The organism is Methylobacterium sp. V23 (genome assembly GCF_002917135.1).
In the GTDB taxonomy this organism is placed as follows: Bacteria; Pseudomonadota; Alphaproteobacteria; order Rhizobiales; family Beijerinckiaceae; genus Methylobacterium.
Window position 1 is genome coordinate 140,064 of record NZ_PDHT01000001.1, and the last position, 13,365, is coordinate 153,428.

The window sequence follows — 13,365 nt, forward strand, 5'->3', positions numbered from 1 at the left end:
CCTCAGACCGGCCAGGCCGCCCCGCGATAGGCCCCGTCCCAGAACAGGTATTCGAGGCGGGTGGCCTGGGTGTAAGCGCGGTGCATCCGGGCCCGGACCTCCGACGAGGCGCCCTGGGCCGCCTCGTCGGTCGCCGCGATCATGGCGGCGACCGCCTGCGCGAAGTCCTCGCCCGCATAGGTGTCGATCCAGGCCCGGTAGGGATTGTCGGCCTGCGCCCGGGAAAAGATGTCCCGGCCGATCTCGGCATAGATCCAGAAGCAGGGCAGCAGCGCGCCGAGCACCACCTCGTAGGGCTCCGCATAGGCGGTGGCGACGAGGTAGGCGACGTAGTGGTCGCAGGGCGGCGAGAGCGGGGTCCCGGCGAAGGTCGCGGCGTCGATGCCATAATCGCGGAAGAAGCCGCCGTGGAGGGAGCGCTCCACCACGATGGCGGTCTCGGCCGCCCGGGCGAACTGCACCATCCGGTCGGGGTTCGGCGCCTTGGCGGCGGCCAGCGCCAGGGCGCGGCCGAAGCCCACGAGGTAGTGGGCGTCCTGCACGATGTAGTGGATGAAGCGCGCCTGCGCGAGGCTGCCGGCGGCGAGCTCGGCATTGAACGGCATGGTGCGGATGGCCTCGTAGGCCTCCGCGTTGCGCGCCCAGGCCTGTACCGAGAAAGCCTCCGCCGAGAAAGCCTCCACCGAAAAAGCCTCCGTCATGCCCGGCTCTCCCGCTCGAACGACAGGGTGACCCCGTGGCGCGCGCGGCCCCCCGGTGCCAGCAGGCGCTGGGAATCCCGGTCCGTGAGGTCGCCCGCGAAGCCGGCCCAGTCGGCGTGGCCGGTCCAGCACTCCAGCGACAGGAAGGGGGCCGTCGGCTTGGTCCAGACCGCGAGGTGGGGGAAGTCCGACACCGCCAGGCGGATCGCCGCGCCGTCGGGCCCGGTGAAGCGCATCCAGCGGCTCGCCGCATCCCGGAAGACCAGGGCCTCGGTGAACAGGTCCGGATCGAGGGGGAGGGTGTCGCCCTCCAGGGGAATCGGCCGCTCGTCGCGCAGGAGCAGGCCGCCCGCCCCGACCTCGGGGGCGAAGGGGCGCTCCGGGTGCTCGAACCGGACGGCGTAGCCGCCCCCGGCCGCGCGGGTGCCGCCCGCGAAGGGCCAGGGGAAGGCCGGGTGGAAGCCGAGTCCGTAGGGCAGGGGCACGGTGTCGGTGTTCTCGATCCAGATCTCGAGATCGAGGCGTCCGGGGCCGACCCGGGCGGTGATGTCGAGGCGGAAGGCGTAGGGGTAGTGCACCCGCGTCTCGGCGCTGTCGGCGAGGCGCAGCGCGACGCTGTCGCCGGACCGCTCGATCACGGTGAACGGCAGGTCGCGGGCAAAGCCGTGCTGCGGCATCGGGTAGGCCGCGTCGCCGACATGGACCGTGCCGTCGGTAGAGGCGCCGACCACCGGGAAGAGCCACGGGGCGTGCCGGTTCCAGTGCGCGGGATCGCCGCTCCAGAGATACTCGCGTCCGCCCACCTGCCAGGAGACGGGCTCCGCCCCGTCGGCGTCGATGACCGCCTGCGTGCCGTCGCCGGCCGTGATCGTGATCCGTTCGCCCATCGGTGTCCTGTCGTCCGGCTGGCCGCCCCCGCGGTGGGGGCGGCGGGAGAGGTCCTCAGCGCGCCTTCAGCACCGCCCGGCAGGCGGCGGGAAGGGCCGCCATCGTCATCGGCGGCTTCGGGCGCGGCGGCTTCGTCGCGGGCTTCGGATTCATGATCGCGTCGCTGAACCAGTAGGCCAGCTCCTCGCCGCAGCCGTCGCCGGCGGGCGGCGGGGCCTGGTCGCCGCACTGGTCCTGGCCCGCCGGGCAGGAGAGCCGGATGTGATAGTGATAGTTGTGCCCGTACATCGGCCGCACCTTCGAGAGCCAGGCGCGGTCGCCGCCGGCCTCGCGGCACAGGGCCTTCTTGATCGCCGGGTTGACGAAGATGCGCGCCACCTCGCGCTCCTGCGCCGTCATCCGGATCAGCTTGAGGTGCTCGGGGGTCCAGACCTGCGGGTCAATGTCGAGGCGGTCGGGGCGGACCACGTTGGTGGCGGAGGTCTCCTCGCGCTCGACCCGGCTCATGCGGTGGTCCGGCATCGGGGTCAGCCAGATGTCGGCGTCGAGGCCGAGCTGGTGCGAGGCGTGGCCGGTGAGCATCGGGCCGCCGCGGGGCTGGGACATGTCGCCGACGAGGAGGCCGTTCCAGCCGATGCGGGGCGCCTTGGCGGCCAGGCGCTCCAGGAACTCGACGAGGGGCGGGGTGCCCCACATCCGGTTGCGCGACAGGCGCATCACCTGCCAGTTCGGCCCGTCGACGGCCAGCGCCTCGCCGCCCGAGAAGCAGCCCTTGGCATAGGAGCCGTAGGCGTGGGCGGGGCCGGAGGCCGGGGTGGTGGCGCGGCCGAACAGGGCTTTTGCCGGCGTGTCCGGCGCGTCCGGGTTAGCCAGCGGCGGCAGGGGCTTCGGGTTGACGGTGCCCCGGTCCTGGGCCGCAGCGGGCAGGCCGAGACAGGAGCCGAGGAGCAGGAACGTCGCGAGGCGGAGGCGAAGGGTCAGCGGAGGGCTCCCGGGATCGCGTCCCCGCCGGGCGGGGCGCCGAGGATCGTCTGAGGCGAAGGTTCTGGGTCTCGCGCCCACGCTAGTCCATCGGGGATCGCCCCGTCGAGGGTCCGCGGTGCCGCCCTATTCCACCGGCGCCACGGCGATCCGGATCGTGTCGGCGGGCGCACCGCTGACCAGGAGGGTGATCGGCGCGGTGCCGAGCTGGAACCGCACGCTCTTAGCGAGCATCGGGCAACCGGGGCGCATCGTGCTGGCGGTCGGTGGCCGCGGGGTCTTGCCGTCCTGGCTCACGTCGATCCAGGCCCGGTCCGACAGGGTGACCTGGTAGGCGCCCGGGGCCAGGGGCGCCTCGAGGTGCAGCACGCCGCCATAGGAGCCGGGCTTCGGCTCCCGCGAGGGCGCGAAGGGCGGGGCGACCGCGTCCTGCGGCTTCAGGACGAGGATCGCGGCCGGCATCGCGGCCGCGAGGGTGCCGCCGGAGTCCAGCCGCGGCAGGCTCGCGGCCGAGAACCAGGCCTGCTCGCGCAGGAGCGACCAGTCGAACTGCGTGCAGGCCGCCGGGTCCGCGGCCGGCAACGCGCCGGACTCGCGGGCGGGCTGCGCCTGCCCCCCTTCGGCGGACAGCGCCAGGAGAGAGGCGGAGAGCGCGATCGCGGCGAGCCGGCGCATCGTCCTCAATCCACCGCGACCAGGACGTCGGAAGACTTCACCACGGCATAAGCCTCGCCGCCCACGGTCAACTTCAGGCTGTCGACGGATTCGTTGGTGATCGAGGCGGTGACCAGCTGGCCGCCGGCGATCTCGATCTTCACGTGGGCCGTGGTGGCCCCCTTCTCGACCGAGACGACCTTGCCCTTGAGGACGTTGCGTGCGCTGATCTTCATGACGATGGGTTCCCTCCACTTGGCCCGGCCCGGACGAATGGGCCGGCGCGGCGGGACGATGCCGTTCGCGCCGGCGCGTTGCAACCCGTCCGGATGCAACCCAGTACCCAAGCCCACGCGACCGTGATCGGGCTCACGGGGCTTCGTCCGCCTCTTCCTCGTCCGGCGCGGTCTCCTCCTCCGAGACCCGGCGGCGCGAACCCCACGCCGCGAGGGCGGCGTTGAGGTCGTCGCGGATGAAGTGGCGGGCGCTGTCGCGGTCGTAGCCGTCCGCCAGCAGGTCGTCGTACTCGGTGAAGACGTGGCGGGCATAGGCCACGAGGGCGAGCCAGGCCGCGTTGTCCGGGCGCGCGTTGCGCAGGCCCGGGCTCGCTAGGGCGCGATCGATCACCGCCTCGGTCTCGAATTCGGGCAGGCGCGGAGCCACCTGCGCCAGGGCCGCCGCCACCGCCTCGCGCCGGTTCATCGCCCGTCCTCCGTCATCGCCGCCCTCCGCCCGATCCGAGTCGGGCCGGCACGAGGTGCGCGACCACGGCGCAAAAGTCCACGACCGACGCCCGGCCGCCGGCGCACCGGCGGCCGGGCGTCGGCGATTCACCTGCCCCACGTCGTCGCAGGCGCCAACGGCCGCATGAACCTCCGCCCGGGGCGACGGCATCGAGAGGTTGACAAGCTCTCGGCGCGCTCGCGTTGCCTGATCTGTGCCGAAATGGGATTTTGTCTGCGCCGACACCGGTCGCTCATCCGCAGAAACCACGTAGAGGAAGCGCCACGACTGCCTAATGCTTTGTCGTGAATTGTTCGATAATGTTTTGCTGTCAAATGTTGAGGGTCGGGCTCGGATGCCGGACCGCGCACCAGGTTGACGGACCCGCTCGTGACACAGGACAATTCCGTTCTCATCGTTTCGGACAGGCCGCAGCTGGCGGCCCTGCTCTGCCGCGCGGTCGAGAACGTGGTCACCTGCCGCTGCATCGAGCCCCGCGAGGCCCTGCCGGCGGTGCTGCCCCTCGTCGCCGTGGTCGACATCAGCGGCGACGCGCGCCTGGCCGCCGCCTGGATCGCCCGGCTCCACGGCTCCCGGGTCGCGAGCCTGCAGCTCACCAACCAGCCCCCCGCCGCGCGCGGCCGGTCCGCCGTTGCAACCCGAACCCTGCCGGCGGATGCGCCCCGCACGGCGGTCCTCGCCACCCTCTTCGCCCTCGTGGACACCTGGCAGGCCGCCCGCCGGAGCGCCGTCGCCGCTCCCGCCCGCAAGGTCCGGGACATCGCGGAGCGGGCGCGGGCCGCCGTCAGCCTGGTGGCGGGCGCCTTCGAGGCGGCCGAGGCCGGCCGTCCCGTGAGTGCGGAGGGCGTCGACGCCGGCACCGAGCTGATCCTGGCGGCCGTCTCCGAGTCCGGCATCCGCACCTGGCTCGAGATCATTCAGAGCCACGACCAGCAGCTCTACCAGCACTCCCTCAGCGTCGCCGGCTACGCCGCCGCCTTCGGGGCCGGCCTGCGGCTCGCCCGCGCCGACCAGAAGCGCCTGGCGCGCGCCGCCCTCCTGCACGATGTCGGCAAGGCGAAGATCCCCCTGGCGATCCTGAACAAGCCCGGCCGCCTCACCGCGGAGGAGATGGCGGTGATGCGCACCCATCCGGCCATCGGCGCCGACCTCCTCGCCGCCCAGGGCGGGTTCGACGCCGCGACCCTCGCGGTGGTGCGCTCGCACCACGAGATGCTCGACGGCAGCGGCTATCCCGACCGCCTCGCGGGGGCGGCGATCCCGGACCTCGTGCGCCTCGTCACCATCTGCGACATCCACTCGGCCCTGACCGAGCGGCGCCCCTATCGCGATCCGCTGCCCCACGGGGACGCCCATGCCCTGATGCAGGGCATGCTGCCCAAGCTCGATGCCGACCTCCTGGCGGCGTTCCGCCGGGTCGTGCTGCAGGGCACGCTCGACGACGCGGTCGTCTGAGGCGCGAGCCCGGGCGCCGTCCGGCCGGACGAGGCCCGGCAGCGTCCGGCACGCGGAATCGCGGCACGATAATGCCTGTCGAACGGGATCATCTCCCGGCGGCGCGCACCCCGGAGAGATCCTCTCCGCGGTGGCACGCATTCAAAAGAACGTTTCATTGATTCTCGTGCGGGCAACGGGCACGTTTTCGTCAGAACGACGTCACGGAAAACCCGTGGCAACGCCCGTTTACCAGAGCAAAGATCTCTAGAACTGCCAGTGTTGACCGACGCTCGTCTTGGGCGATGGCGCAGTCACGTCTGGAGATCTTGGCGCATACGAAAGTCACCCTATGTCGCTGCCCCGCATCGTCGGTTTCACCGCCAATCTCCAGCGCCCCTCGAAGACCCGGGCGCTGGCCGAGTCCCTGGCCGAGGCGGTGGGCACGCACCTGCGGGCCGAGATCCGCCTGTTCGACATGGTGGATGCCGGCCCGGGGCTCGGCGCCGCCTGGTCGCGGGACCTGCTGCCGCTGCCGGCCCGCCGCATCGTCGAGGCCATCGAGGGTGCCGACGCGCTCATCGTCGGCTCGCCGGTCTACAAGGGGGCCTATACGGGGCTGTTCAAGCACCTGTTCGACTTCGTCGATCCGGCGGCCCTCGTGGGCAAGCCCGTGATCCTCTCGGCCACCGGCGGCGGCCCGCGCCACGCCCTGGTGGTCGAGCATGCCCTGCGTCCGCTCTTCGGGTTCTTCAGCGCCCACACCATCCCCAGCGCGGTCTACGGCTCGGACGGGGATTTTCGCGACGGCGTCCTCGTCGACCCGGGCGTGAAGGCGCGCATCGCCGACGCGGCGAGCCAGCTCGCGGAGCTGCTCCAGTCCCGGGCCGCCCGGATCGCCGCACCGGAGGCCGCGGCTCCGGTCGCCGCCTTCGCCAGCGCCGGCTGAGGGCGCCCCGCCGATGCTGTCCCGACGCACCCTCCTGGCCGGCGCCCTGGCGGCCGGCCTGCCCGTCCCAATCCTGACCAGGAAGGCCCTGGCCGGGGAGGCCGGCACCTTCCGGATCGGCTACCAGAAGAACGGCATCCTCGTCGTCGCCAAGCAGCAGGGCAGCATCGAGCGGGCGCTGAAGCCCCTGGGCGTGGCCGTGCGCTGGACCGAGTTCTCGTTCGGTCCCCCCGTCCTCGAAGCCCTCGGCGTCGGCGCCATCGATTTCGGCCAGACCGGCGCGCCGCCCCCCGTCTTCGCCCAGGCCGCCGGCAACACCCTGCTCTACGTGGCGGCCCAGGATGCGGGGGGCTCCGGCGAGGCGATCCTCGTGCCGCAGGGCTCGCCCCTGACGACGCTCGCCGACCTCAAGGGCAAGCGCGTCGCCTTCGCCAAGGGATCGAGCGCCCATTACCTCGTCGTCCGCGCCCTGGAGAAGGCGGGGCTGGCCTATACGGACATCGAGCCCGTGACCCTGGCGCCCGCCGATGCGGCGGCGGCCTTCGCGCGGGGCGCCGTCGACGCCTGGGCGATCTGGGACCCGTACTTCGCCATCGCCGAGCGCCAGCCCGGCACCCGCATCCTGGCCAGCGCCGTCGAGATCGAGAAACCCACCAACTTCTTCCTCGGCAACCGCGACTTCACGAACGCCAACGCCCCCGTGGTGCAGGCGGCGATCGGCGCCCTGGCCGAGGTGGCCGCCTGGTGCGAGGCCCATCGCCCGGAGGTGGCCGCCCTGCTCGCGAAGGGCACCGGCGTGCCCCTCGACGCGACCCGGCGCGCCGTCGACCGCAGCGTCTACGTCATCGCGCCGCTCACCGAGGCGGTCATCGCCGGCCAGCAGCGCGTGGCCGACCGCTTCCAGGCGCTGGGCCTGATCGCCAACCCCATCCGCATCCGCGAGGCCGTGTGGACGCCGCCCGCGCCGCCGGCGAGCAAGGGCTGACACCCGATGATCCCCTCCGTCCGCACCCGCATCCTCGAGCGCCTGACGCCCTGGCTCGTGCCCGCCGCGATCCTGCTCGGCTGGCAGGCCGCCGCGTCGACGGGCCTCGTCTCCACCCGGTTCATGCCCGCCCCCTCGGGGGTCGTCGCGGCCGGCTGGCAGGCGGCCCGCAGCGGCGAGCTCTGGAGCAACCTCTCGATCAGCTTCGCCCGGGCGGCCGTCGGCTTCCTGATCGGCGGCGGCATCGGCTTCGCCCTCGGCCTCGCCAACGGCCTGTCGCGGCTCTCCGAGCGCCTCACCGACACCACGCTGCAGATGATCCGCAACATCCCGCACCTGTCGCTGATCCCCCTGGTGATCCTGTGGTTCGGCATCGACGAGGGGGCCAAGCTCTTCCTCGTGGCCATCGGGGTGTTCTTCCCCGTCTACGCCAACACGCTGCACGGCATCCGCTCGGTGGACCCGCAGCTCGTCGAGATGGGCCGGGTCTACGGCATGTCGCCCGCCACCCTGTTCCGGCGCGTGGTCCTGCCGGGTGCGCTGCCCTCGATCTTCGTGGGCCTGCGCTACGCCCTCGGCATCATGTGGCTGACGCTCATCGTGGCCGAGACGATCTCGGCCTCCTCCGGCCTCGGCTACATGGCGATGCAGGCCCGCGAGTTCATGCTGGTGGACGTCGTGGTGCTGGCGATCGTGATCTATGCCGGCCTCGGCAAGGCCGCCGACGCCGTGACCCGGCTGCTGGAGCGCCGGTTCCTGGCCTGGAACCCGGCCTACCGGAACGCCTGACGCGCGCCCTTCGACGAGCGCCGGCACGGGGCCAGCCCGGCGGCGCTCGCACCGATCCCCCTCTTCCCTCCGACGGTCCGTCCCATGCTCGCCACCGCCCTTCGCGTCCCCGAGGACGCCCAGACCCGCGATCCGAAACCGCGCGAGGTCGCCGCCTCCAGGGCGCCGGCCCGCGCCGCGCCGCCCTCCGCCACGGGCATCGGCGTCACCCTGCGCGACCTGCGCAAGGACTTCGACGACCACACGGTGATCGAGGGCCTCGACCTGCACATCCCGGCCGGGCAGTTCGTGGCCGTGGTCGGGCGCTCGGGCTGCGGCAAGAGCACCCTGCTGCGCCTGATCCTCGGCCTGGAGCAGGCGAGCGCCGGCCGGATCGCCCTGGAAACCCGGGCGGTGCGGACCCCGCCGAAGCGGATCATGTTCCAGGAGCCGCGCCTGCTGCCCTGGGCCCGGGTCGTCGACAACGTGGCGGTGGGCCTCGGCGAGGGCGGCTCCCGGGCGGAGCGCCGCGCCCGGGCCGAGGCGGCGCTGGCCGAGGTCGGCCTCACCGAGAAGGCCGGGAACTGGCCCGCAACCCTGTCGGGCGGCCAGCGCCAGCGGGTGGCGCTGGCCCGCGCCCTCGTCAGCCGCCCCGGGCTGCTCGCCCTCGACGAGCCGCTCGGCGCCCTCGACGCCCTGACCCGCATCGACATGCAGGCGATGATCGAGCGGATCTGGCGGGCGCAGGGGTTCACCGCGATCCTCGTCACCCACGACGTCGCCGAAGCCGTGGCGATGGCCGACCGCATCCTCGTGGTGGAGGCCGGCCGCATCGCCCTCGACGTCGCCGTGGACGTGCCGCGCCCGCGCCGGCGGGGCGATGCTGACCTCGCGGCCCTGGAAGGCCGCATCCTCGACCACCTGTTGTCCGAGCGCGCGCCGTCCTGAGCGCCGCTTCCAGCTTCAAGAAAGAGTTCCCATGACCGGACAGACCGACGTTCTCTGGTTCCTCCCCACCCACGGCGACGGCCGCTACCTCGGTGCCCAGGACGGCGCCCGCGACGTCTCGCTCGCCTATCTGCGCCAGATCGCCCAGGCCGCGGACGCGCTCGGCTACTACGGCGTGCTCCTGCCCACGGGACGCTCCTGCGAGGATTCCTGGGTGGTGGCCTCGGCGCTGGCGCCCCTGACGAAGCGCCTGCGCTTCCTCGTGGCCGTCCGCCCCGGCCTGCAGGAGCCCGCCGTGGCGGCCCGCATGGCCGCGACCCTCGACCGGATCTCGGACGGGCGCCTGCTCATCAACGTCGTCACGGGCGGCGACCCGGTGGAGCTGCGCGGCGACGGCGTCTTCCTCGACCACGACGAGCGCTACGTCGTGACGGACGAGTTCCTGCACATCTGGCGCGGGCTGATGTCGGGCGAGACGGTCAGCTACGAAGGCAAGCACCTCCGGGTGGAGGAGGGCCGGGTGATCTTCCCACCCGTGCAGGCCCCCTATCCGCCGCTGTATTTCGGCGGCTCCTCGCCGGCCGGCATCGACGTCGCCGCCGAGCATTGCGAGGTCTACCTGACCTGGGGCGAGCCCCCGGCCGGGGTCGCCGAGAAGATCGCGCGCGCCAGGGAAGCCGCCGACCGCAAGGGCAAGACGTTCTCCTACGGCATCCGCCTGCACGTCATCGTGCGCGAGACGGAAGGGGAGGCCTGGGCGGCCGCCGAGTCCCTGATCTCGCGCCTCGACGACGCGACCATCGCCAAGGCGCAGGCCACCCTGAAGCGCCAGGATTCCGTCGGCCAGAGCCGCATGATGGCCCTGCACGGGGGCGACCGCACCAAGCTCGAGGTCTCGCCGAACCTCTGGGCCGGGGTCGGCCTCGTGCGCGGTGGCGCCGGCACCGCCCTGGTCGGCTCGGCAGACCAGGTTGCCGACCGGATGAAGGAGTACATCGACCTCGGCATCGACCGCTTCATCCTCTCGGGCTACCCGCACCTGGAGGAGGCCTACCGCTTCGCCGAGCTGGTCTTCCCCAAGCTCCCCTTGCGCGCCACCACCGGCGTGGCGGCCACGAACGCCCGCAACAACGGCCCGTTCGGCGAGGTCATCGCCAACGACATCGTTCCGAGCCGCCGCATCGCGGCGCATTGAGGGGGCGACGTCCGCGGGCGACGAGAGCCTGGCGGACACGAGAGCCACCGTGATTCCGGGGCGCCGCGGGCGAGCCCGGACCCGAAGGGCCGCGCCGGAGGCGTGCAATCCAGAGCCGCGACAGCGTCGAATGCTGCGCCCTCCGTGTTTCTCGATCCCGGGCTCCGCTGCGCGGCCCCGGGATGACGGAGCGCGGAGGGACGCCGAGCGGCTGGGTTCATTCATCGAAGATCGCGCCAGAGCATCCCCGCCCGAAGGAGCCTCCCATGCCCGCCGCCACCCACGCCCTCCGCACCGACGCCACCCGCCGCGCCTGGGTCCTGCTCAGCGCCCTGGCGCTGCTGACCTTCGGCATCCTGCACGCCCGCGCGGACGAGCGGGTGATCCGGATCGGCTACCAGAAATACGGCACCCTGGTCCTCCTTAAGGGCAAGGGCCTGCTGGAGCAGCGCCTGAAGCCCCTGGGCTACCGCGTCGCCTGGGCCGAGTTCCCCTCGGGGCCGCCCCTGATGGAGGCGCTGAACGCCGGGGCGGTCGATCTCGGCTCGGCCGGCGAAGCGCCCCCGATCTTCGCCCAGGCCGCTAACCCGGACCTGCTCTATGTCGGCCACGAGCCGGCCGCGCCGAAGGGCGAGGCGATCCTGGTGGCCGAGGACGGCCCGATCCGCACGGTCGCGGACCTGCGCGGCAGGAAGATCGCCCTGAACAAGGGCTCGAACGTCCACTACTTCCTGGTCCGGGCCCTGGAGCAGGCGGGCGTGCCCTACGCGGCGGTGACGCCGACCTTCCTGGCGCCGGCCGACGGCGCCGCCGCCTTCGCGCGGGGCGCCGTGGACGCCTGGGCGATCTGGGACCCCTACCTCGCCTCGGGCGAGCGCAGCACCGGCGGCCGCATCCTCGTCGACGGCACCGACCTCGTGCCCAACCGCCAGTTCTACCTCTCGACCCGCGCCTTCGCCGCCGCCAACGGCCCCGCCCTCGACGCGACGCTGGCGGCGATCGGCGCGATCGACGCCTGGGCCAAGGATAACACCGACGCGGTGGCGGCCGAACTCGCCCCCTCCGTCGGCATCCCGGCGCCGATCCTCACGGTGGCCCTGCGCCGCCTCACCTACGGGGTCACGCCCCTGAACGCCGAGACCACCGCCGACCAGCAGCGAGTCGCCGACACCTTCCACCGCCTCGGCCTGCTGCCGAAGCCCGTGGACGTGGCCGCGGCGGTGAGGAAGCCTGGGAGCTAGGTCGAGGCGGTTTCGGCTATTCCGGTCTGTACACCCCTAGGTTGAGAGTTCGCCGACGGAGAGCTATCGTGCCGAAGCCGATGAGGTGAAAGACTGCATCCAATCCATGGTGGTGCTCGTGGAAGGTCGGATCGTCGTTCGAGTGTTAAGTGGCGCCGTCGTGCTCGCGCTCGGCATATTGGTCGCGGTGCCGATCTGGGCGCTCCAGGCCGCCGTGCCGGCGATCACGAAGCCTCCCCTCGTCCGGGGGCTGCCGGACAAATTTGACGAGGCCAGTGACGCCTTCCAGACGCGCATCGCCGAAGTCTTTCCGCCGGGATTTCCGGAGCCCGACATGATCCAGCGCCTGCGCACCGAAGGGTTCACCCAGCCCGTCTTCGAAGAGTCGGGCATGCGACGGGCGGTTCTCCAACTTTCGATGCCGGGCTGCATGATGACGTGGCGCGTGCGCTGGCAGGCGCGGAACGGCTATCTCGTCTCGGCGGCGGGAGATCAGGGCGCAACATGCCTGTGAGAAGTCATCCTCCCGGATCACGACCCCGACAGTTCCGCGTCCGCGCGATCCGATGCCCTCGCGTCAGCCCGGCAGCACCGGCGCCTTGACCCCCGGCAGGCGGTTGAGATCCGCCGCGCTGAGATGGGTGTGCGCCGCCACCAGGGCGTGCGGGGTGAGGGCGAGCCACTGGCGCAGGGAGATGTCGGCGTAGGTCGGGCTGCGGAACATCTCCAGGAAGCTCAGGGGCGTCGTGCCGGTGTTCTCGATGTAGTGGCCCATGGCGAAGGGCACGTAGCCGACGTCGCCGGCCTGGTAGTCGAAGGTGCGGGCCTTCGATTCCGAGCCGAACACCGTCATGCGGCCCTGGCCCGCGATGTAGAACTGCCACTCGTCGCCGTTCGGGTGCCAGTGCAGCTCGCGGATGGCCCCGGGCTGCAACTCCACCAGGGCGGCCGCGATGGTCTTCGAGGCCTTGAACACCGAGGAATCGGTGATGCGCACGGTGCCGCCCGGCAGGCTCAGGGGTGCCTGGGCCAGCATCCGGTGGCTGAAGGGCTCCGGCACCGGGCCGGCGCCGCCCATCCGGTCCGCGTCCAGGGGGCCGGGCGTCGGCCCCGGGAAGATGTAGAGCTCCTTCTCCGGCACGCCCGCGAAGGCGCTCTCCGGCAGGCCGAAGTTCTTGGCCAGGATCTCCTTGGGCGTATGCGCCAGCCAGTCGGTGAGCAGGAAGGTGGAATCCTCCGAGAATCCGCCGTCGTCGAAGACCAGCAGGAACTCGCAGCCGTCGACGCCGTCGGCGGACAGGCCCTGGATCGCGTGCGGGATGCCCGAGGGGAAGTACCAGAGGTCGCCCTCGCCGACATCGTCCGCGAAGGTCCGCCCCTGCGCATCCACCGCGGTGATCCGGGCCCGGCCCTTCAGCATGTAGGCCCACTCGGCCTCCTTGTGCCAATGCATCTCGCGCACCACCCCGGCGCCGAGCCGCATGTTCACCCCCGCCATCGCCTTCGACACCGGGAGTTCGCGGATCGTCGTCTGCCGGGCCCAGCCGCCCTCTTCGAGGCGCATGTGGCTGTCGGCGAAGGACCATTTCAGGTTCGGCATCGTGCCGTGGTCGGTCCGGGGCGGGCGCAGGGTGAAGGGGTCCTCCGCCTCCCGGGCCGGATTGCGGGGCCCGAGGATCGAAGCGCCGTCCTTGCCCCGGATCGGGCTCTGCGCCGCGGGCGCCGCGGGCTGGCCCTGCGCGCCCGCCACGGTGAGGAGGGATCCCCCGGCGGCCGTGGCGGCCAGGAGGCTTCGGCGGGACAGGTCGGTCATGAGCGGCGGGTCTCGGGCATTCAGGTCTCGGGTGGCAACCGGGGGCGCCGCTGGGCGCCCCCTT

At 72.4% G+C, this 13,365-nt stretch carries 15 protein-coding genes; 8 read left to right on the top strand and 7 right to left on the bottom strand.

Features of this window, described 5'->3' with window-relative positions; genetic code table 11:
* Window positions 1-2: 2 nt before the first annotated feature.
* From CRT23_RS00595 to CRT23_RS00620, 6 genes are all read right to left on the bottom strand, one after another.
* Window positions 3-701 (bottom strand): TenA family protein, encoded by a 699-nt coding sequence (locus CRT23_RS00595; protein ID WP_103708200.1) that lies wholly within the window; start codon window positions 699-701, stop codon window positions 3-5.
* The gene (locus tag CRT23_RS00600) at window positions 698-1,588 is read right to left on the bottom strand and encodes an aldose 1-epimerase family protein (RefSeq protein WP_103708201.1); all 891 of its coding nucleotides are present in this window, start codon (window positions 1,586-1,588) and stop codon (window positions 698-700) included. The genes CRT23_RS00595 and CRT23_RS00600 overlap by 4 nt, the downstream gene beginning before the upstream one ends.
* Before the next feature lie 55 nt (window positions 1,589-1,643).
* Window positions 1,644-2,570, bottom strand: coding sequence for a penicillin-insensitive murein endopeptidase (gene mepA, locus CRT23_RS00605; protein WP_055948657.1), 927 nt, complete (start codon window positions 2,568-2,570; stop codon window positions 1,644-1,646).
* 126 nt (window positions 2,571-2,696) lie between these two features.
* Entirely contained in the window at window positions 2,697-3,245 is a 549-nt protein-coding gene (locus CRT23_RS00610; protein ID WP_103708202.1) for a hypothetical protein, read from the bottom strand.
* 5 nt (window positions 3,246-3,250) lie between these two features.
* Window positions 3,251-3,460 (bottom strand): TOBE domain-containing protein, encoded by a 210-nt coding sequence (locus CRT23_RS00615; RefSeq protein WP_055948660.1) that lies wholly within the window; start codon window positions 3,458-3,460, stop codon window positions 3,251-3,253.
* 133 nt (window positions 3,461-3,593) lie between these two features.
* Window positions 3,594-3,926 carry a DUF2293 domain-containing protein gene (locus CRT23_RS00620; RefSeq protein ID WP_082512782.1) on the bottom strand — a complete coding sequence of 111 codons (333 nt, stop codon included), beginning with the start codon at window positions 3,924-3,926 and terminating at the stop codon, window positions 3,594-3,596.
* 411 nt (window positions 3,927-4,337) lie between these two features.
* On the opposite strand from CRT23_RS00620, the gene CRT23_RS00625 reads away from it, so the two are divergent.
* From CRT23_RS00625 to CRT23_RS00660, 8 genes are all read left to right on the top strand, one after another.
* Complete coding sequence (locus tag CRT23_RS00625; protein WP_055948663.1) at window positions 4,338-5,423, top strand: HD domain-containing phosphohydrolase; 1,086 nt, start codon at window positions 4,338-4,340, stop codon at window positions 5,421-5,423.
* 331 nt (window positions 5,424-5,754) lie between these two features.
* Window positions 5,755-6,351, top strand: coding sequence for an FMN reductase (gene msuE / locus CRT23_RS00630; RefSeq protein ID WP_181017217.1), 597 nt, complete (start codon window positions 5,755-5,757; stop codon window positions 6,349-6,351).
* Window positions 6,352-6,364: 13 nt separating this feature from the next.
* The gene (locus CRT23_RS00635) at window positions 6,365-7,336 is read left to right on the top strand and encodes an aliphatic sulfonate ABC transporter substrate-binding protein (RefSeq protein ID WP_103708203.1); all 972 of its coding nucleotides are present in this window, start codon (window positions 6,365-6,367) and stop codon (window positions 7,334-7,336) included.
* A gap of 6 nt (window positions 7,337-7,342) precedes the next feature.
* Window positions 7,343-8,125: an aliphatic sulfonate ABC transporter permease SsuC gene (gene ssuC, locus CRT23_RS00640; protein ID WP_055946974.1), complete on the top strand. Its 783-nt coding sequence runs from the start codon at window positions 7,343-7,345 to the stop codon at window positions 8,123-8,125.
* A gap of 84 nt (window positions 8,126-8,209) precedes the next feature.
* Window positions 8,210-9,052, top strand: coding sequence for an ATP-binding cassette domain-containing protein (locus CRT23_RS00645; protein ID WP_103708204.1), 843 nt, complete (start codon window positions 8,210-8,212; stop codon window positions 9,050-9,052).
* Window positions 9,053-9,083: 31 nt separating this feature from the next.
* Entirely contained in the window at window positions 9,084-10,247 is a 1,164-nt protein-coding gene (gene ssuD, locus CRT23_RS00650) for an FMNH2-dependent alkanesulfonate monooxygenase (RefSeq protein WP_103708205.1), read from the top strand.
* Window positions 10,248-10,513: 266 nt separating this feature from the next.
* Window positions 10,514-11,488, top strand: a complete 975-nt coding sequence (locus CRT23_RS00655) for a sulfonate ABC transporter substrate-binding protein (RefSeq protein ID WP_103708206.1) — start codon at window positions 10,514-10,516, stop codon at window positions 11,486-11,488.
* A 106-nt stretch (window positions 11,489-11,594) separates the two neighbouring features.
* Complete coding sequence (locus tag CRT23_RS00660) at window positions 11,595-12,002, top strand: hypothetical protein (RefSeq protein WP_146056305.1); 408 nt, start codon at window positions 11,595-11,597, stop codon at window positions 12,000-12,002.
* Window positions 12,003-12,065: 63 nt separating this feature from the next.
* Here CRT23_RS00660 and CRT23_RS00665 read toward each other — a convergent pair whose 3' ends face one another.
* Window positions 12,066-13,301: an oxalate decarboxylase family bicupin gene (locus CRT23_RS00665; RefSeq protein ID WP_103708208.1), complete on the bottom strand. Its 1,236-nt coding sequence runs from the start codon at window positions 13,299-13,301 to the stop codon at window positions 12,066-12,068.
* Window positions 13,302-13,365: the final 64 nt, after the last annotated feature.

Bases quoted from the DNA above. Each gene is read 5' to 3' on its own strand.
- CRT23_RS00595 (WP_103708200.1), bottom strand. From the start codon at position 701: ATGACGGAGGCTTTTTCGGTGGAGGCTTTCTCGGCGGAGGCTTTCTCG.
- CRT23_RS00600 (WP_103708201.1), bottom strand. From the start codon at position 1,588: ATGGGCGAACGGATCACGATCACGGCCGGCGACGGCACGCAGGCGGTC.
- CRT23_RS00610 (WP_103708202.1), bottom strand. From the start codon at position 3,245: ATGCGCCGGCTCGCCGCGATCGCGCTCTCCGCCTCTCTCCTGGCGCTG.
- CRT23_RS00615 (WP_055948660.1), bottom strand. From the start codon at position 3,460: ATGAAGATCAGCGCACGCAACGTCCTCAAGGGCAAGGTCGTCTCGGTC.
- CRT23_RS00620 (WP_082512782.1), bottom strand. From the start codon at position 3,926: ATGAACCGGCGCGAGGCGGTGGCGGCGGCCCTGGCGCAGGTGGCTCCG.
- msuE (WP_181017217.1), top strand. From the start codon at position 5,755: ATGTCGCTGCCCCGCATCGTCGGTTTCACCGCCAATCTCCAGCGCCCC.
- CRT23_RS00635 (WP_103708203.1), top strand. From the start codon at position 6,365: ATGCTGTCCCGACGCACCCTCCTGGCCGGCGCCCTGGCGGCCGGCCTG.
- ssuC (WP_055946974.1), top strand. From the start codon at position 7,343: ATGATCCCCTCCGTCCGCACCCGCATCCTCGAGCGCCTGACGCCCTGG.
- CRT23_RS00645 (WP_103708204.1), top strand. From the start codon at position 8,210: ATGCTCGCCACCGCCCTTCGCGTCCCCGAGGACGCCCAGACCCGCGAT.
- ssuD (WP_103708205.1), top strand. From the start codon at position 9,084: ATGACCGGACAGACCGACGTTCTCTGGTTCCTCCCCACCCACGGCGAC.
- CRT23_RS00655 (WP_103708206.1), top strand. From the start codon at position 10,514: ATGCCCGCCGCCACCCACGCCCTCCGCACCGACGCCACCCGCCGCGCC.
- CRT23_RS00660 (WP_146056305.1), top strand. From the start codon at position 11,595: ATGGTGGTGCTCGTGGAAGGTCGGATCGTCGTTCGAGTGTTAAGTGGC.
- CRT23_RS00665 (WP_103708208.1), bottom strand. From the start codon at position 13,301: ATGACCGACCTGTCCCGCCGAAGCCTCCTGGCCGCCACGGCCGCCGGG.